The sequence below is a fragment of the Microcoleus sp. CAWBG27 genome (assembly GCF_020883145.1).
Taxonomy (GTDB): Bacteria; Cyanobacteriota; Cyanobacteriia; order Cyanobacteriales; family Microcoleaceae; genus Microcoleus.
Genome location: NZ_JAHREU010000045.1, coordinates 42,250 through 64,946, shown reverse-complemented (window position 1 = coordinate 64,946; position 22,697 = coordinate 42,250). Strand labels below are relative to the sequence as shown.

At 44.6% G+C, this 22,697-nt stretch carries 18 protein-coding genes; 10 read left to right on the top strand and 8 right to left on the bottom strand.

The annotated features are described in order from the left end of the window. The 3 genes from QZ938_RS22160 to QZ938_RS22150 all read right to left on the bottom strand — a co-directional run. The coding region (locus QZ938_RS22160) for a filamentous hemagglutinin N-terminal domain-containing protein (RefSeq protein WP_293365639.1) at window positions 1–2,351 on the bottom strand (2,351 nt) is incomplete at its 3' end. 796 nt (window positions 2,352–3,147) lie between these two features. Then, window positions 3,148–5,022 carry a DUF3352 domain-containing protein gene (locus tag QZ938_RS22155; RefSeq protein ID WP_293353241.1) on the bottom strand — a complete coding sequence of 625 codons (1,875 nt, stop codon included), beginning with the start codon at window positions 5,020–5,022 and terminating at the stop codon, window positions 3,148–3,150. Between the two features lie 322 nt (window positions 5,023–5,344). Then, window positions 5,345–6,436 carry a hypothetical protein gene (locus tag QZ938_RS22150; protein WP_293353243.1) on the bottom strand — a complete coding sequence of 364 codons (1,092 nt, stop codon included), beginning with the start codon at window positions 6,434–6,436 and terminating at the stop codon, window positions 5,345–5,347. Window positions 6,437–6,643: 207 nt separating this feature from the next. Here QZ938_RS22150 and QZ938_RS22145 point away from each other — a divergent pair, with 207 nt between their 5' ends. From QZ938_RS22145 to QZ938_RS22130, 4 genes are all read left to right on the top strand, one after another. Beyond that, window positions 6,644–7,882 carry an LL-diaminopimelate aminotransferase gene (locus QZ938_RS22145; protein WP_293353319.1) on the top strand — a complete coding sequence of 413 codons (1,239 nt, stop codon included), beginning with the start codon at window positions 6,644–6,646 and terminating at the stop codon, window positions 7,880–7,882. Window positions 7,883–8,121: 239 nt separating this feature from the next. Then, window positions 8,122–8,718 carry a hypothetical protein gene (locus QZ938_RS22140; protein WP_293353245.1) on the top strand — a complete coding sequence of 199 codons (597 nt, stop codon included), beginning with the start codon at window positions 8,122–8,124 and terminating at the stop codon, window positions 8,716–8,718. A gap of 253 nt (window positions 8,719–8,971) precedes the next feature. Further along, a complete protein-coding gene (locus QZ938_RS22135; RefSeq protein ID WP_293353247.1) occupies window positions 8,972–10,282 on the top strand; it encodes an AAA family ATPase in 1,311 nt (436 codons plus the stop codon). Next, complete coding sequence (locus tag QZ938_RS22130) at window positions 10,272–11,225, top strand: hypothetical protein (RefSeq protein ID WP_293353249.1); 954 nt, start codon at window positions 10,272–10,274, stop codon at window positions 11,223–11,225. Before QZ938_RS22135 ends, QZ938_RS22130 begins: the two co-directional genes overlap by 11 nt. A 37-nt stretch (window positions 11,226–11,262) precedes the next feature. Here the strand turns inward: QZ938_RS22130 and QZ938_RS22125 are convergent, their stop codons facing one another. Beyond that, a complete protein-coding gene (locus QZ938_RS22125) occupies window positions 11,263–11,883 on the bottom strand; it encodes a Uma2 family endonuclease (protein WP_293353251.1) in 621 nt (206 codons plus the stop codon). Between the two features lie 192 nt (window positions 11,884–12,075). On the opposite strand from QZ938_RS22125, the gene QZ938_RS22120 reads away from it, so the two are divergent. After that, a complete protein-coding gene (locus tag QZ938_RS22120; protein ID WP_293353253.1) occupies window positions 12,076–12,717 on the top strand; it encodes a Uma2 family endonuclease in 642 nt (213 codons plus the stop codon). A 218-nt stretch (window positions 12,718–12,935) separates the two neighbouring features. Here QZ938_RS22120 and cofH read toward each other — a convergent pair whose 3' ends face one another. Continuing rightward, window positions 12,936–14,105, bottom strand: coding sequence for a 7,8-didemethyl-8-hydroxy-5-deazariboflavin synthase subunit CofH (gene cofH / locus QZ938_RS22115; RefSeq protein ID WP_293353255.1), 1,170 nt, complete (start codon window positions 14,103–14,105; stop codon window positions 12,936–12,938). A gap of 117 nt (window positions 14,106–14,222) precedes the next feature. Here cofH and QZ938_RS22110 point away from each other — a divergent pair, with 117 nt between their 5' ends. Together QZ938_RS22110 and QZ938_RS22105 are read left to right on the top strand one after the other, a co-directional pair. Then, entirely contained in the window at window positions 14,223–15,434 is a 1,212-nt protein-coding gene (locus QZ938_RS22110) for a glycosyltransferase (protein WP_293149446.1), read from the top strand. Window positions 15,435–15,532: 98 nt separating this feature from the next. Then, window positions 15,533–17,380: a glycosyltransferase family 39 protein gene (locus QZ938_RS22105; protein ID WP_293353257.1), complete on the top strand. Its 1,848-nt coding sequence runs from the start codon at window positions 15,533–15,535 to the stop codon at window positions 17,378–17,380. A 264-nt stretch (window positions 17,381–17,644) separates the two neighbouring features. Here QZ938_RS22105 and QZ938_RS22100 read toward each other — a convergent pair whose 3' ends face one another. Then, a complete protein-coding gene (locus tag QZ938_RS22100; protein ID WP_293149442.1) occupies window positions 17,645–18,055 on the bottom strand; it encodes a hypothetical protein in 411 nt (136 codons plus the stop codon). A gap of 151 nt (window positions 18,056–18,206) precedes the next feature. Between QZ938_RS22100 and QZ938_RS22095 the strand changes: the two genes are divergently transcribed. Beyond that, on the top strand, window positions 18,207–18,506 hold the full coding sequence (locus QZ938_RS22095; RefSeq protein WP_293149440.1) for a helix-turn-helix transcriptional regulator: 300 nt from the start codon (window positions 18,207–18,209) through the stop codon (window positions 18,504–18,506). Between the two features lie 32 nt (window positions 18,507–18,538). Here the strand turns inward: QZ938_RS22095 and QZ938_RS22090 are convergent, their stop codons facing one another. Both QZ938_RS22090 and QZ938_RS22085 read right to left on the bottom strand, forming a co-directional pair. Next, window positions 18,539–18,991, bottom strand: coding sequence for an HNH endonuclease (locus QZ938_RS22090; RefSeq protein ID WP_293353259.1), 453 nt, complete (start codon window positions 18,989–18,991; stop codon window positions 18,539–18,541). 2 nt (window positions 18,992–18,993) lie between these two features. Beyond that, window positions 18,994–19,266 (bottom strand): hypothetical protein, encoded by a 273-nt coding sequence (locus tag QZ938_RS22085; protein ID WP_293353261.1) that lies wholly within the window; start codon window positions 19,264–19,266, stop codon window positions 18,994–18,996. Window positions 19,267–19,350: 84 nt separating this feature from the next. Here QZ938_RS22085 and QZ938_RS22080 point away from each other — a divergent pair, with 84 nt between their 5' ends. Together QZ938_RS22080 and QZ938_RS22075 are read left to right on the top strand one after the other, a co-directional pair. Beyond that, a complete protein-coding gene (locus tag QZ938_RS22080) occupies window positions 19,351–21,543 on the top strand; it encodes an NACHT domain-containing NTPase (RefSeq protein ID WP_293353263.1) in 2,193 nt (730 codons plus the stop codon). Next, the gene (locus QZ938_RS22075; RefSeq protein WP_293353265.1) at window positions 21,543–22,610 is read left to right on the top strand and encodes an SUMF1/EgtB/PvdO family nonheme iron enzyme; all 1,068 of its coding nucleotides are present in this window, start codon (window positions 21,543–21,545) and stop codon (window positions 22,608–22,610) included. Before QZ938_RS22080 ends, QZ938_RS22075 begins: the two co-directional genes overlap by 1 nt. Window positions 22,611–22,697: the final 87 nt, after the last annotated feature.

The following is a 22,697-nucleotide window of genomic DNA, read 5'->3' as shown; positions in this document are numbered from 1 at the left end:
TTCGAGTTCGGCGCTGGATTTTGAGCAATCGTTGGTGCGATCGGCAAATTCGAGTTCGGCGCTGGATTTTGAGCAATCGTTGGTGCGATCGGCAAATTTGAGTTCGGCGCTGGATTTTGAGCAATCGTTGGTGCGATCGGCAAATTCGAGTTCGGCGCTGGATTTTGAGCAATCGTTGGTGCGATCGGCAAATTCGAGTTCGGCGCTGGATTTTGAGCAATCGTTGGTGCGATCGGCAAATTTGATACTGGTACGCTGGGTTCAGTAATTGTCTGCCCTGGTGCAGGTGCTGGTGCAGGTGCGGGTGCTGGCGCGGGTGTCGGTGCTGGTGCAGGTGCTGGTGCAGGTGCGGGTGCTGGCGCGGGTGTCGGTGCTGGTGCGGGTGCTGGTGCTGGTGCTGGTGCTGGCGCGGGTGTCGGTGCAGGTGCGGGTGCTGGCGCGGGTGTCGGTGCAGGTGCAGGAGTTCGCCTGGGTGCTGGCGGAGGGTTGGGAGTCGGTGCAGGAGTCGGTGCAGGTGCTGGCGCCGGAGTTGGTGCGGGAGTCGGTGCAGGTGCTGGCGCCGGAGTTGGTGCGGGAGTCGGTGCGGGCGTCGGTGCAGGTGCTGGCGCCGGAGTTGGTGCTGGTGCGGGTGCAGGTGCTGGCGCGGGAGTCGGTGCAGGAGTCGGTGCAGGAGTCGGTGCAGGAGTCGGTGCAGGAGTCGGTGCAGGGGTTGGTGCAGGGGTTGGTGCCGGAGTTGGTGCCGGAGTTGGTGCCGGAGTCGGTGCAGGAGTCGGAGTCGGCGTCGGTGCCGGAGTCGGCGTCGGCGAGGTTGAAGAAGTTGTGATATTAATTTGCGTCGGCTGTACGATCTGAGTCTTTGAGCTGGGAAAACTTCCGGATGCAATAACATTTTCCTTCTTGTCGCTCCCAGTGGCAATGCTGCCAGCAGTACCGTTCAAGCTGTTATAGTTGGGCCCGACGCCGAAAATAGTGTTTGAGGCTTGGCCACCGTGGCTAATGGTGATATCTCCACCATTGGCGCTACCAGTCGCGGCGGCGGCAATGCTACAACCTTGCACCAAGCAGGTAAAAGTGCCTGTAGCTCGGAAATAACGGCCGGCTGCAATGTTAATATTTCCTCCGGCTGTTCGCCCTTGGGTGTTGATACGGGTTACTTCTATGTCATTGCTGGCCTTGAGGGTGACTTGACCGCCTTTTTTTTCTTCGGAGTTGGCGTCTATGAAGCCTGTTTGAATGCTGCTTGAGGCTGCAATACTAACATCTCCGGCGTTGCTGGTTTTGTCACTTGAGCCTGCGTTGATATTGCCTGTTTCTACTTTTCCTGTACGGCTGGTGACGCTGATGTTGCCGCCTGCTGCGGTGGTGGAGTTGGAGTTGAGAGCGAGTGTGCTAATGTCGCTGCTGGCTTGTAGGACGATCGCACCTTGTGTACTCGTCAGGTTGCCGCCGGCTGCAAGGGTGTTGGCTGCTTGAATTTCGATCGCCCGAGCGCTGGCACCTTTGACTGCAACATCCCCCGCAGCTACTACTCGGTTAGACGCTGTAAGTACCAATTGACCGCTAGCATTGACGCTGATGCCTGTAGCATTGGTTTGACCGACCCCTGTCAGCAGTTCCGGCAAGGATGCGACTGCTGTTCCAGGGCTGCTTGTCGCTGGCGACGGCTGGATGTCCAAACTCAGCAAACTGTCTGCTTGACTGATTCGCACTAAATTTGTCCCAGTGACTGACGCAACGGTAATTTTACCGCCCGGTGCCGAAAGATTGCCTGTGCTGACAACGGTGCCGCCGAGCAAAGTTAAGCTCTGCCCTGACTTGACTGCTAAGTCGGCTGTGTTGATAATTGCCCCAGCTCGATCGGCTCCAAAAGCAAAGGAAGTGGGCGCGCCCGTCAGAGATGTGTAGGTGTTAGTACCGACTGCGTTAAACGAATTAGAACCAAATCCAATACCGGTGGCCGTGGTTGCTGTAAAAGAAGCCGGCACATTTAAGCTGGCACTGTTGCCAAATATGATGCCCGAGGGATTCATCAGAAACAAGTTAGCATTACCGCCGGTTAATTGAATTGAGCCGTTAATAATCGAAGGGCTGCCGCCGTTAATGCGACCTAAAATGTTGCGAATGCTGGGATTTGAGATAAAGTTGGCTATCTGATTTGGCGACAAACCGAATTGTGTAAAACTGTGGAATAGATTTTGTTTGTCGTTCGATAATTGTCCGCCTTCAATGTCGAAGCGAGTTTGAGGTGTAGGAGTTCCGCTTGGGGTGGGAGTGACTTTGGTGCCAGTTCCATCGTTCGCTGGCACAATTTGAGCTTCTGCTTTTGCTTGCAAAAAGTAAATATTTATCAAGATTATTTGCACATAAAGTGCCAGTTGGCTAATTCTTTGTTTTGACAACGATTTAGCCGATATTTGAAGATTTTTGGGGGTTTTCATAGGTTTTAAAGGGTTTAATTTTTAATAAATCGCAACAATAACGTATCTTATCCACACTCTCATCTCAATATAACTCGCAATGCCTAGACTCTGTATATTCCCCATGACACATTCAAAAAAACGCCATTTTAGACCCACTCCGACGCCGATCAACCGATTTTTTTTTACTATTATTGAGACTTTCTACAAAGGATGGGGTTAAAAATTAGGTTCTGCGTCCAAGAGCGATCGGGAAAATTTCTGGTCAAACATCTTTCCTTTCCTAGGTTCAAAAATAACAAAGCTATCTCCACGATAGCCTGTAAAAAAAATTATGACAAGAAAAAGTATAGCCTTTCTCAAAAAGATGAGGTATGACTCATAGCTTATATAACCAGTTCCAGTAAGAGGGCTCAAGCCCAACAACGTCCGCGAATCTTAAGGTTTGAAGGTTGGTGTGTGTCCCGGACTGTTATTGCTTCTTCCTTCTTCCCTGGGCTACAAGCCAAATTTTTAGAGGTTGCTGTAACCCGGTTTGTTAAAAAAAACCGGGTTGGGCGGTTTCTTGGTGTGAGGTTTGGTGAGGTAAAACAACTTAAATCCGGCTCACTTTTCCTCTCCAAATCAAATCCGCTATTGTCGGTTTCGAGCTGCTGCTTTTCGGTTTTAATCGATCGCCCTTTTGCAGTTTAAGGGGCTGTCATAGCGGATTTTTGGCAGGATTTGAGAGTTAATTCGGTGAAGTTTGGACAGTGGGCGAGGGACTGGGTGAATCAGGGATTGGTGAAGATGAACTCGGTGAATCAGGGCTTGGTGAAGATGAACTTGGTGAAGATGAACTCGGTGAATCAGGGCTTGGTGAAGATGAACTTGGTGAAGATGAACTCGGTGAAGATGAACTCGGTAAAGATGGATTCGGTGAGGGCTTGGGTGAAGGAGTCGATTGGTCAGATTTTTTGAGACCGACAAAAGCGTCGTAGCGGGTGGTACGATCGCCAATCACGGCCGCTGTAATGCCGATCGACCGCGTGGCATCTATCCAGATTTTTTGGTTGGGAGGAAACTCCGGCAAAGCGAGGTTTTTCGGGTTAAACGCACTCTCGGTGTCGATGAAAAAATTGCCGTTGTGAGGCTTAAGTTGCGATCGTACAGTTTTTTGGAACAATTCGCTACTTAAAAGCGGACTTGTAGGTGCCGGAACGATCGAGTCTACCACGGGTGCTCCTACTGTCATAAACATTACATCCTTCATCCAGCCGCGAGTTACAGTAATCCCTCCAAACGGCGATTTCCATTGAGTCGCAGGTTGCCCCCCCACTTGAATTTCCTCAACTCTAAACCCTTTAGTTTTCATCATTTCATCAAGCTGTTTCAGGGATTTGTTGGCGGCGCCGCGGTTGTTTGTTTCCACCATAAATACAAATCCAGCAGCAAATTTATCTTTCGGATTCTGTGCGGGGGCTGGTATTAATGATAGAGAAAATTCTCCCGCCATCCAATTGATGAAATCTTTATCTAAATCCTGGCCAGTAGTCGATTTTAAACCAGTACGCAAAACTTGAGGATTAATCGGGGCAAGCGGATTAGCATCGGCTCCCAATACGTAGTCTTGCCACAAACGCTGCAAGTTACCGCCCGATACCATCATGATTGTATTGTTTGGCAGGCGGTTAGCCATTTTTAGAGCATTATTTTCCACTGCTATACGAGTAGTAGAATCTGGTTTTAGCCAAGAGATTGATTTGAATCCAATTCCGTCTGCATCCAGCGTCGCTGTGGTGGCAAATCCTTGATTTTGTTGCAGTTTTTCCAGGTTTTCTACCGAAATTTCGCGGGATGAGTTGGCGGCTGTAAAGGCTGCTGCAACCGGCATATTCACGTAGATTTGACCGAAGGCACCGGCATCCTTAATTTGTTGAATGGCGTCTCCATAGCCAGGAGTTTTGGCGAGGGATGGTTCGCCTTTGTAGGTGTCAATTATTCTGTCTGTGGCGGTGGGATCTGTGGTGACTGCTAGATAGTTGGTACCGAGTACCGCGACTGAGAAATTGCGATCGGGTATACCTTGAGTTTCTGTAACTTGCACTCCTTTGTAATTCCGCTCAACCATTTTTCCTTGGTTGAGGGGTCTGGGTTTGGCTAATAATTCTTTAGCTTTAATCGGGTTGGAGATGGGGAGGATAATTGCTACTGACTGCTGAATTGGCTGAGGTGGGGGCGCGTTGGGTGCGCGCGGGGGAACTGGTATCGCTGTTTTGTTGCGGAGAAACGCCACCATTACCGTGTTACCCACCCAAGGCTGAATGTCTTGCTGATAGGCGTAACCGTTGCTTGTGAGGATGCGATCGCGCAATTCGCTTAAAAACCTTTCAAACGAAGCTTTCGACTCCGGCGTACCAAATTCTCGCAGCCTATTCCACTGCGATTCATCGGTAGTGATGGATAGAGCCATCATCGCATCTTGGGGAACAACGACGGCTCCCGCTGGCAAATCTTTGGCGGGGCCTCGGGAAATGACGATCGAGTACGCGAGGATACCTAAACCGATCAGAAGTGTGGCGGCTCCGATCGTAAACAGCAGGGAAGATTTATCTTTCTTGAACATTATTCGTAAAGTTCTGGTACTCGCAATATCATAGATTATATTGGTTTGTAGTGAGGACTTTAGTCCTCCGATTTATGAGGACTAAAGTCCTCACTACAAACCTATTCCCAATTCCCATACGCCATACCCATATCTCAATTCCTTGCCTTAAAGTCTTTAAAGATAGTTTGAAACGAGTACATTAGCCTGTGAACATCGTTTGTGGCTCTAGGAAAGATATAGATTATATTGGTTTGTAGTGAGGACTTTAGTCCGCATAAATGAGCGGACTAAAGTCCTCACTACAAACCTATTCCCAATTCCCATACGCCATACCCATATCTCAATTCCTTGCCTTAAAGTCTTTAAAGATAGTTTGAAATGAGTACATCAGCCTGTGAACATCGTTTGTGGCTCTAGGAAAGATGTTGTGTTCCCATTTTTTGCGCGCAGTAGTCAGTAATTTTGCCACTGGTTGCGAGTAACTATTAGAAATGAAATAACTGCCGCCTTCGTAGCGAATATCTGACGCCAATCCGATAAAAGCACCAGCCATTTCTAGTTGAAGTTCCGAGGTGCAATGTTCGGATTTTACTGCTAAAATTACTTGCGAGTGTCGCGGTTCCCGGTTGAGCAAACGGCAGATATTCGCTTCTTTTTGGTACAGAATTAAAACGTTGCAGTTGTGCAGAACTCCGGCTCTACCTTGCACTTTGACTCCGAGATGAATTTCCAGGGCTGGTTTGTCGGGAAATTCCACCACAGCATGAGTGTATGGATGTGCTGTTCCGTGGATTTTTCCGGCTGTTTTTCTAAATGTTAAATATTTCGGCGTTTCGTCGTCTAAAACATTGTTATAATAGATGTTGCCACCTTCGTTAGCAACTGCTTTCAGCAGGATAGTGAATAGGTAAGCATCAAAAATTCTGGCTTGTTCTGCCACTCCGTTAAAATCTAAATCGATCGAGCTTTTTAACTTGCTCTTAATTTCAGAATTGATGGCGTAGTTGCTAGGTTCAGAGGGCAGTTTTTCGAGTAATTGCTTGAGGGCGATCGCCTGTTTGTGGCGTGGGGCTGTTAAAGTGGACGTAAACTCCATAGTTTGGGCTGTTTTTGCGCCGGAATTGGCAAAGACAATTTTTGTGCCGAGGGGAGAGGTTTCCGATTCTACTTTCAAGAAATAAGCAATTTCGTCTTCCATTTCGGAAGTGTTCACCGTCGCTTGTTCGACAGCAGCAATTAACAGCAAAAGTTGTTCTTTCGCGGTATAATCTTCTATCTTGAGCAGCGGTGTCTTTCGTTTGAGCGATCGCTCTTCAATTACTTTACCTATCTCTACAGTATCGGCGACTTGTTGAACTACCCAACCTAAGTTAAACTCATTCAGAATCGCCGCCAATTCTTGACACAGTTTGGCGTACTCTATCTCATCCATAATTGGTTCTGGGTTGCACACTATATCTCATTATACAAGCTAGTTGATTTTTTTGTCAATGTGCTGTGTTTGCCGATCGATTAAGTAAAACTACCAACACAGGTAAAGATATGTTAAGAAATTTGACTCTTCCTTCTTCCTTCTTCCTTCTTTCTTCTTCCTTCGATAGAGAGTAAGCTATTGTACGACATTGAGAGCGATCGCACTATGGCAACTATCAACGACAACTACCTCAAACTCAAAGCCGGCTACCTGTTTCCCGAAATCGGGCGCAGAGTGAAAGCCTACGCAGACGCGAATCCCGGTGCGCCCATCATCCGGCTGGGGATTGGCGACGTGACGGAACCGCTACCGGAAGCTTGCCGCGCGGCGATGGTAAAAGCGGTGGAAGACATGGGCGTGCGGGATACATTTAAAGGATACGGCCCGGAACAAGGTTATGAGTGGCTGAGGGAGAAAATTGCCCAGCACGACTTCAAGGCGCGGGGATGCGATATTGATGCTTCGGAAATCTTTATTTCTGACGGTTCTAAGTGCGATTGCGGTAATATTCTGGATATCTTTGGCAATGATAATACGATCGCCGTTACCGATCCAGTTTACCCGGTTTACGTAGACACGAACGTGATGGCCGGACACACCGGAGACGCCAACGAAAAGGGCGAATACGACGGATTTGTTTACCTGCCAATTACCGCCGAAAACAACTTTACCGCCCAAATTCCCACAGACAAAAAAGTCGATTTAATTTACCTGTGTTTCCCCAACAACCCGACGGGCGCGACTGCCACCAAGGAACACTTGCAAGCTTGGGTAAACTATGCTAAGGCGAACGGTTCGATTATTTTCTTCGATGCCGCCTACGAAGCCTATATTACCGATCCGAGTTTGCCCCATTCTATCTACGAAATTGAAGGTGCGCGCGATTGTGCGATCGAATTTCGTTCATTCTCCAAAAATGCCGGTTTCACGGGTACTCGCTGCGCCCTAACAGTCGTACCAAAAACTTTGACAGGAAAAGCCGCCGATGGTTCCGATGTCGAAATTTGGAAATTGTGGAACCGCCGCCAATCTACTAAATTCAACGGCGTTTCTTACATCGTGCAGCGCGGTGCTGAGGCGGTTTATTCCGAGGCTGGCAAAGCACAAATTCAGGCATTAGTCAATTTTTACATGGAAAATGCGGCGATTATCCGCGAGAAATTGACAGCAGCCGGAATCGAAGTTTTTGGCGGCGAAAATGCACCTTATGTGTGGGTGAAAACGCCTCACGGTTTGTCGAGTTGGGATTTCTTCCAGAAGTTGCTGGAAACTTGCAATGTGGTGGGCACTCCGGGTTCTGGTTTTGGTGCGGCGGGCGAGGGTTATTTCCGCATTTCGGCGTTTAATAGTCGGGAGAATGTGGAAGAAGCAATGAGACGGATTGTGGAGAAGTTTAAGGTTTAAAAGGGCGGGCAAGATGCCCACCCCACAAGAAACTTAATGTATTGTGGAACAAGCATCTTGCCTGTTCTTGAAAACAGTAAAAGATGTGAGTTATAGCGGTTCTCACAAAGATGAGGTACGTTGTTGGGCTTGGGCCCTCTTGGTTTCAGCGGTTATACAACCTGCCAGTCATACCTCATCTTTTTGAGAAAGGCTATATAATCTAATCCAGCCAACATTATTATGAGCGTGAAAAAGCAATGTCATATAGTGAATTCACCCTCAAAAAAGTCAAACAAGACTTTCAACTCACCCTAATAGAAGTACCTACTTTTATTGTTTCAGCGCCGCCGATTCAGCCGAGTCCAGCCCTAGCTGAGTTTATTGAAAAACGCCTACCTCTAGCCCTAGCCCTGAATACCGAAAAAGCTCGTTCTGAAATGATTATCTGTCCGATTCTGCTAGAATTAAAAGATATTTTTAAACAGAAAATTAGCCTTTTTTCAGGCAATGAATTTACCGTAGATCAATCGGTGGGACTTAACGGTGTCTGCGACTTCCTCATCAGCAAATCGCCCGAACAACTTTTCATCGAAGCTCCTGCTATGATTGTAGTGGAAGCAAAAAAAGAAGACATCAACGGCGGACTTGGACAATGTATTGCTGAGATGATTGCAGCTCAAAAATTCAATGAAAGAAATGGCGAGTTTGTCAACAAGCTTTATGGTTGTGTTACGACGGGTAACTTGTGGAAGTTTATCAAACTTGAAGAGCAAACTGTTACAATTGGTTTAAGAGAATACTCGCTGCCACCAGTTGATGAAATTTTGGGGATTTTAGTTAGCTTTATTACTTAGTCGGGACTTACAGCGGTTATCGCAAAGATGAGGTATGTTGTTGGGCTTCAGCCCTCTGAGTTTAGTGCGTTATGTAAGCTGTCAATGATACCTCATCTTTTTAGGAAAGGCTATACTTATCACAACCAAAGAAACCGGGTTTTTATGGTTTTTGTCGGCGGTAGTCAAGTATTCTCGAAAAAACCCGGTTTCTGACACCCGTGAGTAAGTCCGATTAACCAAACTGAATGCAAGCCAACACCAGGAGTTTTTTATGCACTTGCTACGAGTTCAAGTTCCTGATTTTCGGGGTTTGAAAAATATAGATATCACTTTTGAAAAAGATTTTTTCCCTAAAATTTTTCCGCTGGGCAGTCAAAATGGTGGCGGTAAAAGTACGCTGCTGCAATTAATTTTTGTATTGCTGCACTGTTCTTTTGATGATGATAAAAAACAGTTTTTACAAAATCTACTTCATGGATTTAAAATTTATGATGGGGAAGACAAAAGATTTTTAGCAATTATCGACATTTGGGATGGAGAAAAAATAGTCAATCTTCAATTCATTTCTTATACAGATTATTGTCTCAAACAGTTATTGTCTTTAAATCTTAAAAAAGAAACCGTAGATGAATCTGAGGAATTTTTTTCAGATTTCAAAAAATTAGAAATAGTTAAAAATGAGTTTGATTATCTTAGAACAGATCCAGATAGACACGATGAAATTGTAGAAGTTTGTGAATCACTTAAGCAGCTTGAGGTAATGCGTGACAAAAATATTGAATATTTACACTCAAAGAATATAATATATGTATGTAACTATTCAAATGAGCGAAAATTAAATAATGAGGGTGATGAATCTTTACTTTGTCATTTCAGTAATATAGATAGAAAAAAAACACAAGAGTTCTTAAAAAAGTTATCATATAAAATATTTTTGGCTGCTCCTTCAACGCAAGTTTTGCTATTTCTTCCGCTCAATGGTAGACAACTATTATTCAGAAATCCAAATAACTTGGCTCATACTAGTTACATGGTATTAGCGGAATCTGCAAGATTTAAATTAAATGGCTTGTTTACCTATGACTTTATTGCAGTAGAGCTATTTATTGAATTATTTAAAGATGCTCGCGATCGCGATTTCAGAGAAGCAATTAAAACAGGTAGCTACGGCAACAACTATCAAACTCTAATTAACGACTTAAATCTGCTACTGGGAAACAAAAAGATAAATTTAGATGAAGATTTTTCAGGAGTCAATTTTAAATTGGATAATAATGGTGAAACTATAGAACTATATCCAGAAGATTTAAGTCACGGCGAACTCAAAAGACTTAGCATTTATATATGGCTCAAATCCCGGAACATAGAAGATGCTATTGTGTTGATGGATGAAGTTGAAATTGCTTTTCATCCAGATTGGCAATATCAAATTATCTCAGACCTCAAAGAATGGGCACCCAGCAATCAATATATTCTGGCAACTCACTCCTACGCATTGTGTGAAGCTTTGACACCGGCTCATGTTAAAGAAATCGAACCAAAACTAATCAAACCAGAATCTAATATTACAAATGAGTCTTAATCCAAAAGAGCTAAAAGAACATTGCGAGATAATTCTTAAGTCTCGCGAAATTAAAAATAAAATTGTTGTTTTGTGCGAAGGCAAGATTCCCGAAACACAGGGTATAAAGTCACCTCAATCTTATAAAGCAATGAAGTACACGCCGGATGCAAACTTTTATAATGCTTGCGTTCCAAAATGGTGGACTCAGAAACGACCACAATTTTTCAACTGTGGCGATCGCGCAACTGTAATCAATACTTATTTGAATCTTTTAATATTACACGAACAGGATACCACTAACTCGTATTTAGATCCAGATCGACTTTTTGCAATGATAGATTTGGACTTGCACTTGCAAGAGATTGATAATTACAGTTTTCCCGATACAGAAGCAATTTTTTGCAATCTTTACGAAAAATCGCAGGTGAAAGCACAAAATGCAAAACAGCACCGCATATGGATTACAGGTTTGATTCATAAAGAAGCATATTTTATCACACCTGAACTTCAATCAATATTTGATGATTATCCTAATTCTCCTATGTATCAGGATAATCCTGTTCAACTGAATAGTATTTATATTGATATGGCTGATAAAATTAGTAGCGATCCAGACTTGAAGAATAACCTTAACATACGGAGAGCCCTCGATCGCATAAATCATTGTTCGGGACTGGATTGTACACAATTAGACTTAGATAAATTTCAGGATTCATGGAAACACCAGTTTCAAAATACGACTGACGCAGCCCACAAGCATGAGTTAATCCTAGCTTTGCTGACAATCAAAAAAGCGAAGAATTATTGGAAGCAAATAAAGCCACCCGGTGACTGGAGTGGGGATGAGAAAAATTTTAGAGAACAACTATTGTTAGAGATTTGCGGATTTTATTCACGGCAAAGTAGCGATGTTAATTGTCATATTCCTTTTTTTTTCAAAACATTGTATGAGTTCGTTTGAATAAAACACCTCAATTATAATTTTACAACATATCGGTTTACACTAAACCAGCTTGAAAAATCTGATTGGCTGTCAAGCTCAAATCTGGAAACGTTTGCGACACAATCCGATCGCACTCCCGAAACTTGAGAATTTGATATTCACCATCAACCAAGTTACACACAGAAATTGTCGGTTGTTTGGGATTACCAATAAAATTGCGTCCACCCAACGCAGCATAATCCACAATCCAATATTCAGCGATACCCATTTCCTCGTAATCAGCGTATTTCAAATAGTAATCATCGCGCCAATTGGTTGACACAACTTCGATCGCCAAAGGTATCGATGCACCTAAACTGAGGATAGATTGTTTTTGCCACAATGGTTCATTCACCAGGTTTGCACGGTTCAGCACCAACAAATCGGGGCAATAACCAGAATCTTTTTCAGGAGGTCTAACTATCACTTGGCGAGGGATACCGTAGGGCAATCCCAGACGTTTGATTTCATAAGGAATTTCGATGCCAAGAAAGCTGATAACTTCCTCGTGTTCGCCTACTGGTTGTGCCATCTCAACAATCTCTCCATTATGCAGTTCGTAGCGTACCGTCCTATTTTCAGGTAGCGACTCTACAAATTCCTCGAAGTTTACGAGTTTGGGTAAAGTTTGAGTCATAGGTTTTTAGAATGACTGATAATACTAATTATACCAAATCTGGCTTTGATGTCTAGCAATCGTAAATTGCGATCGCGCATCTCTTCTCGTTGCCCGTGCTACACTCAACATATATATCCAAAAACTATTGTGGGGTAGGCACCGCCTGCCTGTCCTTTGCACAAACTTAACAACTAGCTCCCAATTCAGCTTATGATTGTTATCGCTCCCGTCCTCAAACCCGTTAGCCAAATAACGCTTACTCCCGGCAGTGTCGTAACTATTCCAAATGTAAGTTGGCTGGAATTCGAGTCAATTTTGGAGGAATTGGGAGAAAAGCGATCGGCACGAATTGCTTACAGCAAAGAAACTTTAGAAATTATGGTTCCTTTACCCGAACACGAAAGGCCAACAGATTTAATCTCTGATATTGTCAAAATTTTACTCAAGTCTGCGGGTAGAAGATACGAACCCTTCGGTTCTACTACTTTCAAGCGGGAAGGTGCAGCGGGAATTGAACCTGATGCTTGCTTTTATATTCTAAATTATCAGCGGATGATTAGCCGCCGCCGACTTTTGCCGGACGATCCGCCGCCGGATTTAGCAATTGAAACGGATGTAGCCTCTAAAACTACGATCGATGCTTATCTAGCTATTGAAGTTCCAGAAGTCTGGGTTTACGATAGCGGTAGGCTTCGCATCTATGTGCTGCAAGATGGAGAGTATGTAGAATCGGATATTAGTCCGAATTTTCCGGGAATTGCGATCGCCCAACTGATTCCTGCTACAGTGGAACGTGCTTGGCAGGTTGGAAATTTGCAAGCGCTAGAAGAATTTGAAAGTGCGATCGGCTAAACTTCTAGTATTTGCATGGTGCATCGCGATCGACAATCTCTGGTATTTAATCTACAAGCTGAGGGCGACGCACCTGATATAAGGGTTGAACAAACCAACCAAAAAAATGTTGGATTGTAAGACTTTTTATAAATCTTTTATAAATTATATAAGGTGCGTCGCCCTTAACTTATCGAGTATTTTGGGGATTTTTCATGGCGACGCACCCTACGAAAAACTTATACAATTGCCGCCAATTTGTCAACCCCCGCAGGTCGATAAATTGTATCCCTTTGCTGATAACTCCGGCCCAAAGAAGTAATCGCATTTTGCAAATCTTCTACCGATTGACAACCGCCACCAACCGCACCGGCCATTGTAGTAATGTGTTCTTCCATCAATGTGCCGCCGATGTCGTTGCAACCCCATTTCAGCGCTTCCTTAGCTCCTTCCAAACCTAATTTAACCCAACTCGGCTGGTGATTGGGAATCGTATTTCCTAAGAAGATTCTCGATACAGCAGTGAGCAATAATGTATCTGCTAAAACTGGTTGATCGCGGCCGACTCGACTCCGCAAAGGTGCCGGTGCTTCTTGCCCGACAAAGGGCAGTAAAATGAATTCTGTGATGCGAGCTGGATAGTTGTTGTTAATGGCACTTTGTTGGAGCGATCGCACTTTTTCTAAATGCAAAACCTGCTGCCCTGCCGCCTCAATATGCCCGCAAAGCATCGTGCTCGTTGTCGGCAAACCTAAGCTGTGAGCAGTTCCTACGATTTCTAGCCAAGTTGCCGAATCTAGTTTTTCCGGGCAAATCACCCGTCGCACTGCATCGTCGAGAACCTCCGCCGCAGTACCGGGCATCGAACCGACTCCCGCATCCTGCAATGCCGAAATTACATAGCTGAAACTAAGACGATCTTGTCTGGCAATAAATTCTATTTCTTGGGGCGAAAAAGCGTGCAAGTGCAACTGCGGAAACTTATCCTTAATTGTTTTCACTAATTGCAGATAATAAGGCAAAGATTCACCGTTGAGCTTAGCTTGCAGATTTAAGCCGCCCTGCATACAAATTTCCGTCGCACCCCGCTGCACTGCATCTGTTGCCTTCTCTAGAATTTGGGCTGTATCTAACCAAAAAGCGCCCTCATCTCCGTCGTCGCGGCGGAACGCACAGAAACTGCAATGCTGCTCGCAAATATTGGTGAAATTAATATTTCGATTGATAACATAAGTAACAATATCGCCTGATTGTCGGCGGCGGAGCAAGTCAGCGGTTGTTTGAATAGAAGCGATCGCATCTGGCTCTCTTTGCTGCAAAAGTACCAATGCCTCTGCGCTAGAGATGTTATAAAGTTGTAAAGCGCGATCGAGAATTGCATCAACAGTTTTATTTTCCGATTCAGTCACAAAATCCACCACTAAAATTAACGGCTTTTTATATCTTAACAAATCAACTATGGACGAAACAGATTCTAAAGTATAAAGTCGTAAAAAAACATCTTTTCATTTTAAGAAACGGTAACTATGAGCGTCAATGAAGCAAATCACCTGTTGCCAGTGCCGTCTGGGCCTTTGCAAATTCCTGCTGTAGGGACTTGTGGTTCAACTTTTGCAGAAGATACACAGCCAATTTATTTTTCCTTGGTGATTCCCACCTACAACGAGTGCAAGAATGTCAAAAGTATTGTGGAACAATTGAGCAAGTTGCTTGATGGCAGCATTCCCGGCAACTACGAATTAATTGTAGTCGATGACAACAGCCCCGATCGCACCTGGGAAGTTGCCCAGTCGCTAACAGCCGACTATCCGCAATTGCGGGTGATGCGGCGCGAGCACGAGCGGGGACTTTCCACAGCCGTGATTCGCGGGTGGCAGGCTGCTCGGGGCGAGGTTTTGGGTGTCATCGATGCCGACTTGCAGCATCCGCCGGAGACGCTATTGCAGCTTTTAGCAGAAATTCAGCGGGGGGCAGATTTGGCCGCTGCGAGCCGCCACGTTGCTGAGGGTGGTGTGAGCGACTGGAGCGTTGTCAGGAGATTTTTGTCGCGGGGCGCTCAAACTGTTGGATTGATTATACTGCCTGGAGTCGTCGGCAGAGTTTCCGATCCAATGAGCGGCTATTTTATGGTGCGTCGCAGTTGCATTGCCGGCCAAACCATGAATCCTGCGGGTTACAAAATCTTGATTGAAGTGCTCGGTAGGGGAAATATCCGCTGGATTGGAGAAGTTGGTTATGTATTTCAGGAGCGGAAAGAAGGCGAAAGCAAAGTTACGGGGAAACAGTATATTGAGTATTTGCGACATTTGTTCATATTGCGGTTTGCCCGCTGGCCAGTGGGTAAGTTTCTGCGATTTGGCATCGTGGGTTTCAGCGGTGTGTTTGTCAACATGGGGGTTTTGTACGTCCTGCGAAATAGTCTGCATTTGGAGCTGACTCGCAGTCTAATTATTGCTGCTGAATTAGCAATTATTAGTAATTTTTTGTGGAATGATTTGTGGACTTTTGGGGACATTTCTAAGCGGCAACCGGGAAATCGCCAGCGCTTCAAACGCCTGTTGAAGTTTAATACAATTTGCTTGATGGGTTTGATTTTGAATGTGCTGCTGGTTAATTTGATGTTTAATGTTTTTGGGATGAATGAATATTTGGCTAACTTAATTGCGATCGTGGCTGTGACTCTGTGGAATTTCTGGATCAACATGAAGCTAAGCTGGCGGGTAACGGAAGTTGATTAGGGAATTGGGAATTGGGCATGGGGCAGTGGGCAGTGGGCGGTCAACTGACAACACATAACTGACAACACACAACTGACAACACACAACTGACTGAATTAATGATTAAGCATAAACAACTGTTGTTGCTATTACTGTGGACGGCGATCGCCCTAATGCTACGTTTTGCAAATTTGGACTCGAAACCGCTGTGGACGGACGAGTTTTCGACTCTGGTGTTTAGTTTGGGCAACAGTTTTCGCGGGGTGCCGATCGATCGGGCGATCGCACTTTCCACTCTACTACAACCGCTACAATTGGGCCCGGATGCTGGCATTGCAGATGTTCTCAAGCATTTGCTGGTGGAAAGCAACCATCCGCCAGTGTATTTTATGGTAGCCCACTGGTGGATGCGACTGTTTGCGCCGACTGAGGATAGTTTAGTGTGGATTGGGCGATCGCTTCCGGCATTATTAGGAGTGATTTCAGTTCCAGCTATCTACCTTTTAGGCAAATTTGCGTTCAATTCTCGTTTAGTCGGTCAATGTGCGGCTGCGATGATGGCAGTTTCTCCCTACGGCATTTATCTCGCCCAAGAAGCCCGCCATTATACCTTAGGAATCTTATTAGTTATTGCGTCTCTTTTTTGCTTGACATTAGCTGCAAAAAAGCTGCAACAGCGCGCTCCACTGCCTATCTGGACGGTGCTATTTTGGATAATTGTTAATTGTTTGGGAATTGCGGTTCACTACTTTTTTGCCTTGACTTTGTGTGCAGAAGCCATAGCATTAATTGCTGTAATCTGGCAGCAGTTTCATGGAAAATTGGCGCTTTCAGAGAGTCAGCAGCCGAATATTTGGCAATTTCAAATCCTCTGGCGACTTTTCGCCGTAGCCCTGGGGACTGTAGCGGGCGGTTTAGTTTGGCTGCCGATATTTTTGTCGAATAAATACGGTAGCGAGCTCACGAATTGGATTGTCAGTGGCGATCGCACATTTGTAGATTGGATCGCACCGATTTTCCAAGCTTTGGCGGGATGGATCGCTGTGATATCGCTGCTTCCGGTGGAATCTTCAAATCTGGCAGTGGTGGTTGGATCTGCGATCGGCATGACAATATATTTCATTTGGGCGCTTCCCCTGCTACAAAATGCTCTCAAAACTTCCTTAAAAACCACCGATACTCGTTTAGGTACTGTTATTTTTGGCGGATTTGTGCTAGGAGCAATTTTCCTATTTTTCAGCTTTGCATACATTCTAGGAATTGACCTAACTCGCGGCCCTCGATACAATTTCGTCTACTTTCCGGGAGTGATATTAATATTAGGAGTAACTTTAGCATTTATTTATGAGACACCTACAATAAAAACTCGATGGTTTAATTTACCTGCTGTAGAATTTACTGGCAAAAAAGCAGTGCTGCTAATTTTAGTAATGGGTTTTGTCAGCAGTGTAACAGTAAATTCCAATCTCGGCTATCGCAAATATTACAAACCAGATTTGTTAATTCCGATTATCCGCGAAGTCTCGAAAGTTCCAGTGTTAATTGCTACTACTCAAAAGACTCATGTAGAAATAGGAGAGTTGATGGGGATAGGATTGGAATGGAAAAAGAGTTCGGCAACGGATTTTGTAGCGGATGTAACGGATGTAACGGATGTAAAGGATGTAAAGGATAGAAGGAAGAAGGGTTCGGCAACGGATTCTGTAACGGATGTTAGGAATAGGAATAAGGAAGAAGTTAAAGCCTTTGATTCTCCACAGTTTCTTTTAGTTAAGCAGAGAAGGGAGGCGCCAGAAATTGTGGCGGGGATACTTGACAAGACACTCAGTCAATTGGAACGCCCGCTAGATTTGTGGTTGGTGAATTTTCGCGCGCCCGTAAATTTAGCAGCACAAAAGTGTCAGATTGAATCTCGCGACTTGTCACCTGTTGATGGTTATGAATATCAAGTTTATCACTGTTTTTAAATTACCATTTATTAGCTGAATATCCCCTCAATTCCTCTTAACAAGCAGGACGATTTTATTATTGTCAGACAAATAAGGTACGTAGTTGCGCTTCAGCGCTCTTAATAATCTCAGAAAAAAGTGCCCAACCCCAACCAGACAGCGCAGTTTTAAAATAAGGTACGTAGTTGCGCTTCAGCGCTCTTAATAATATCAGGAAAGAGCGCTGAAGCGCAACTACATACCTTAGATATTGCAGTACAATCAGGAATGTTCGATCGCACCCTAAGAGTCAGTGGCAAAATATTTAATTAAGACGCTCATCACTTCACCTCGATTTTGAGTTGGAACAAACGGACTCCAGTCAGTAGCGCAGGCAAAATTATCCCGGTGAAAAGAATGAATGACGCGGGAAACCACAGGGCGAGAACTGATAATGAACAGTTTCAGGAGTTCTCGGTTAACTGAAGTTGGCAAGTTTGGCTCAGCAGCAGGGGAGTCAATGAGTTCGGTGGTACGACTTTCGGCGCCAATCTCGAAAGCAAGTATTAAGTCGGTATTGGGTAGCAGTTGTCGGATGACTTTTAAGGAAGATTCTGCTTCGCTGCGGCTGCGAAATTGTCCGATGGGTAAGCGCTGAAAGTTGGGCAGCAGTCGGTAAATAATCCAGGAATTCGTAGTTTCTGGGGTGTTCATGGCTGTATTGTAAATTGGGTATGTTTGCCCATAGGAAAGTGACAGACTTGCACCTTTTATTTTTAGTGCAGTCTGTTTTGGCTATGGCTGTGCTTACTCCAATCAATCTAACCGCTCAAATTAGGCGCTTAAATCAAGCTTTTATAATGAAATGGTAAAAAAAAGGCAACGTCAACGGCAACCAGAAAATGAGTCGCCTTTTCGGAGACTGCGAGAGGACGCTAACTTGAGCCAAGAAGAGTTGGCTGTGCGGATGGGGGTATCGGCTTCGTCGGTGCGGCGGTGGGAAAAGGGAGACGAACCTACGATGACTGTTCGGCAAATGAGGGATTTTTGCCGTTTGGTACGGGTATCTTTTGATGACTTGCCGGATTATCTCAGTCGGCGAGTAGACGAGGAAAAGTTATCGGTGGATAGATTAGTCGATGGTAGCTTCGATGAAAATAATTAAAATAAGTGCAAGTGACAAATCGGTCACTATGCTCAACTTTCTGATTGAATTAAATCGTCGGCTGGAGGATGTCGTTTTATAGCTTTGTCAGCGGCGCGAATATTAATGACTCTCTCTCTATTTAAGAATAAGGCTGTAACTGTAGCTCGTCCAATAGGAGTCAAACCAACTATTGATAATCCATCAGCCGACCAAATAAAATGTTCGTTCCAACTATCTTGTCTGGGGTTAAACAAGGGTACTTCTACGTCTGACTGAGCATCTATCGCTCTAGTTTTATCAGATTTCTTGCGGTTGCAGTGAAAGCAAGCTAGTGCCAAATTGTCAATATCGTTAGTCCCATTTTTAGTTAAGGGAATGATGTGTTCGATCGTAAATTCTACATACTGCCATTGTTCGGAAGCATGACAATATTCGCACAGACAGTTTGCTCTCTGACGAACTTGATTTTGGATATTGTCAGGGATTTGACGGCGAGCGGACATTTCTATACAGTAGACTGAATCTGGCTCAAGAAAAGATTGCGGACTGTCCGATTGACAAAACTAAGGTAATCGTCGATTTCTTCGTAAAGATTGAGTTCTTGCTCTTCATCAGGATTAAGGGGTAAAGTTTGTTGTTTGTCTAACAGTTCTGCTATGCGATTCTTGACGGTCGTGGAGGCTCTAAACATGGGTATGCCTTCCACTAATTCAATGCGAACAGCTCCTTCTATGGGTAGAGTATCGCGCAGATTTTCCAGTTTGGGCAGGATTAGCATAGTTCTGGATTTGATGGGTTTCCGTCTCTATCATATCACGATCGCCTAAACTGAGAAATAACAGGCTGTTAAATGCGATCGCTTATGCCCACATTTATCCAAAATTTGCTGCTACCGTTCCTATTGATCCTCATTAATGGTTCCTTGGGTTGGCTGATCAACCAACTGCCCGGTAAACAAGACTTAAAAATTGACGACCCGATCATCATCTTACTGACAGCAGTGTGTCTGTTGGCACTTTTTATCCTCGGTGTTATCTCCAGTCAGTCTCCGCCGAGTTCAACGCCTGCAAATCAAAATTCGCTTGTGGGCTTTTTACCCATGTTGGGAGGTGGCATCCTGTTCGGACTCTTGAAGGGGAACTACGTACCCGCCGAATTCAACCCAGCAGTTTTTTATACATCTCTCGTTTTGTTTGGTTTGGGGACTGTGCTCCCGCCCGTAATGCTTTTACCGAGACAATGGCAGAACAGGTTGGTATGGTTTCTCCCAGGTTTCGGACTGGCGGTAATGTTTTATTTCCTACTGAGGGGCCAATGGACAACAGCATTTTTGGCTTTGGTTGTGACTGTAATTCTGACGTTGTTTATCCATGCCATCAAGTTTCTCATCCCAGTTATTAACCAACTTACACCGAGGTTTAGGGCAAAGAGACAGGAAATTGCAGATATTTTTGCTGACTCAATTTGGAATAAATTTGAAGATTTAACCTCATCTTTTCAGCGGGAATATTACAAGGGTTTGACTTATATCTGTCGGGACTATCAAACACAGGGATTAGATAAAGACCGCACCCTGAAGTTGCAAAAGGTATTTGTGCCTCTCAAAATTGCTGCAACAGACGCAGCGAATACAAGTCACAAAATGATTCAACCACCAAAGGATGAAGGAAATAACTCAAATGAAATACAAATTTGGAATTTTTTAGCAGCGATAGATCAGAATCCGGCATTTCGGCGCATGGCAGTATTGGGTGCACCCGGTTCTGGAAAAACTACGCTTTTGAGACATTTAACGCTGACTTATACGACAAAGCAACAGCAAAAAGTACATCGCAATGCACCGAAACTGATTCCAGTGTTGTTGTATCTTCGAGATGTGCGTCAAGAAATTGTGAATAATCAACCGCCTCTGGCAGAGTTAATTACTCAACAGGTACAGCAGCAACGAGCAATTCAACCACTGAATCCACCGCCTAACTGGTTCGCCGAAAAATTACGTCAAAACCAATGTTTGGTAATGTTAGATGGATTGGATGAAGTGGCGGATGAAACCCAGCGCCAGAAAGTAAGTCGTTGGGTAGACGAACAGATGCAGAATTACGCCGACACAGCTTTTATCTTAACTTCTCGACCTTCTGGTTATAAAGATGCGCGGTTGCAACAAGATGTGACCGTCTTAGCCGTGCAACCATTTAACCTGAAACAAATGGAACAATTTATTAGTGGCTGGTATTTGGAAACAGAAGTGATGAGTCGCGCTGGGTTAGATGATATCGGAGTGCAGGAAGAAGCGAAAAAACAGGCAGATGATTTAATTAAGCGGATTAAAAATAGCAAACCTCTGGCGGACATGGCCGTGAATCCTTTGCTGCTAACCATGATTGCCACTGTTCACCGTCGTGGTAGCGCCTTGCCAGGAAAACGGGTAGAACTTTACAAAGAAATTTGCCAGGTTTTACTAGAAAAGCGACAAAGGGCTAAAAATATTGCCGATGCGCTAACAGCCACGCAAAAGCAATCTGTTCTGCAAGTGCTGGCATTTGAATTAATGCAGCAGGGAACTCCTGAATTCAAGCTATCCGATGGAATTGATTGGATTAAAGACAAGCTGGCAGATGTAGCAGGGAGTGGGGCAAATCCAGAGAAATTTATCCAGCAAATTCGGGATGTGAGTGGGTTGTTAGTGGAAAAAGAAGTAGACGTTTATGAATTTGCTCACTTGAGTTTCCAGGAATATTTAGCAGCGGTTCAGATTAAGGAATCGAACCAAGAAAATATGTTAATCGGAAATATTAATCAATCTTGGTGGGCAGAAACTATCCGCCTTTATGCAGCGCAGAGTAATGCTAGCAATCTGATTCGTGCAGTCTTGGCGATGCCATCTCCATCTGTTAAGGAATTGGCACTCGCCTATGATTGCTTGGAAGAGGGGTTGAGTGTAAATCCAGATGTTCGGCAACAACTGGAACAAATTTTAGAACAAGGTTTGAACTCGACAGACCCAGAAATTGCCAAATTAGCAGCACAGGTAAAGTTATCAAGGCGATTGAAATAATGCTGTTACGAATTGATGAGAATGTCGAAATTGACATGAGTTACATCACCTGCGCGGAATATCAGCTTTTTATTGATGAGAAGTTGAAAGCGAATGAACATTGCCAGCCTGACCATTGGACAAGTTACAGATTTCCTCCAGGAGATGCCAAAAAGCCTATTACTGGAGTTCGAGCTAGTGATGCTGAGGAGTTTTGTGAATGGTTAACTCAGCAGCAATCAGCATTGGGATTTAAGTACAGAGTGCCCACTTTAGCTGAAGTAGAGGAGTATCCAATTACAGACAAACAAGTAGGAGGCTGGTGTTTTCATGGAAAACAGCGAATCATTGCAGGAATAGAAACAGGACAGAAGCAAACTTGGCAACAGAATTTAGCTGAGGTTTTGGTTCTCAACCGCGACCTGTACCACAATCTGTACCACAAGCTGTACCGCGACCTGTACCACAATCTGTACCTCGCTCTGTACCGCGACCTCGACCTCGACCTGCATGACGACTTCGACCAGTACCTCGACCTATACCACGACCAGTACCTCGACCTATACCACGACCAGTACCTTGACCTGTACCGCGACCTGTACTGCGTCCTCAACCGCGACCTATACTGCGACCTCAAGCGTGTCTTCGACAATGATCTCTATCATGACCTCAACCACGTCCTCAACCGCGTACTCAACCGCGTACTCAACCGTGTCCTCGACCGCGACCTCTACCGCGTCCTCGACCGCGACCTCTACCCCGACCTCTACAGCGCGCTCGGAGTCAAAATTAAAGCAATTGAAGCAGGCAAAGCCAGCGATTTCCTACTTTTATACTTACCTCTGCTTCCTGTTATTGTTATCTCTCATTTATTATTAGGAACTTATGAGGCAATCTCTAAAAATAAAGAGGCGCTCAAGATAATTAAGTTAAGTCGTCAAGAAAGTGAAGCTGTTAGTCGTGAGTCTCTAAAGAATCTCAATAAAATCTACCAACTTTATGTTTACTTGGTATTACTAGATGAGCGGCAAGCGGGTCGGATGCCAGCATGGGAGAGTATTCGGATTGTCAGAGAAAGAGTTGAGTAGCAGATAAGACCGCTCCCCCTAGCTAAGAGGGCAGACACGGGGCACAGTATTGGCGATTGATATACAAACTCATCTCAAAAATATGAT

Excerpts from the sequence above, each read along its gene's own strand:
- QZ938_RS22090 (WP_293353259.1), bottom strand. The coding sequence starts at position 18,991 with ATGTCCGCTCGCCGTCAAATCCCTGACAATATCCAAAATCAAGTTCGT.
- QZ938_RS22100 (WP_293149442.1), bottom strand. The coding sequence starts at position 18,055 with ATGAACACCCCAGAAACTACGAATTCCTGGATTATTTACCGACTGCTG.
- QZ938_RS22150 (WP_293353243.1), bottom strand. The coding sequence starts at position 6,436 with ATGGATGAGATAGAGTACGCCAAACTGTGTCAAGAATTGGCGGCGATT.
- QZ938_RS22130 (WP_293353249.1), top strand. The coding sequence starts at position 10,272 with ATGAGTCTTAATCCAAAAGAGCTAAAAGAACATTGCGAGATAATTCTT.
- QZ938_RS22140 (WP_293353245.1), top strand. The coding sequence starts at position 8,122 with ATGTCATATAGTGAATTCACCCTCAAAAAAGTCAAACAAGACTTTCAA.
- QZ938_RS22080 (WP_293353263.1), top strand. The coding sequence starts at position 19,351 with ATGCCCACATTTATCCAAAATTTGCTGCTACCGTTCCTATTGATCCTC.
- QZ938_RS22095 (WP_293149440.1), top strand. The coding sequence starts at position 18,207 with ATGGTAAAAAAAAGGCAACGTCAACGGCAACCAGAAAATGAGTCGCCT.
- QZ938_RS22085 (WP_293353261.1), bottom strand. The coding sequence starts at position 19,266 with ATGCTAATCCTGCCCAAACTGGAAAATCTGCGCGATACTCTACCCATA.
- QZ938_RS22075 (WP_293353265.1), top strand. The coding sequence starts at position 21,543 with ATGCTGTTACGAATTGATGAGAATGTCGAAATTGACATGAGTTACATC.
- QZ938_RS22145 (WP_293353319.1), top strand. The coding sequence starts at position 6,644 with ATGGCAACTATCAACGACAACTACCTCAAACTCAAAGCCGGCTACCTG.
- QZ938_RS22105 (WP_293353257.1), top strand. The coding sequence starts at position 15,533 with ATGATTAAGCATAAACAACTGTTGTTGCTATTACTGTGGACGGCGATC.
- QZ938_RS22125 (WP_293353251.1), bottom strand. The coding sequence starts at position 11,883 with ATGACTCAAACTTTACCCAAACTCGTAAACTTCGAGGAATTTGTAGAG.
- QZ938_RS22110 (WP_293149446.1), top strand. The coding sequence starts at position 14,223 with ATGAGCGTCAATGAAGCAAATCACCTGTTGCCAGTGCCGTCTGGGCCT.
- QZ938_RS22120 (WP_293353253.1), top strand. The coding sequence starts at position 12,076 with ATGATTGTTATCGCTCCCGTCCTCAAACCCGTTAGCCAAATAACGCTT.
- QZ938_RS22135 (WP_293353247.1), top strand. The coding sequence starts at position 8,972 with ATGCACTTGCTACGAGTTCAAGTTCCTGATTTTCGGGGTTTGAAAAAT.
- QZ938_RS22155 (WP_293353241.1), bottom strand. The coding sequence starts at position 5,022 with ATGTTCAAGAAAGATAAATCTTCCCTGCTGTTTACGATCGGAGCCGCC.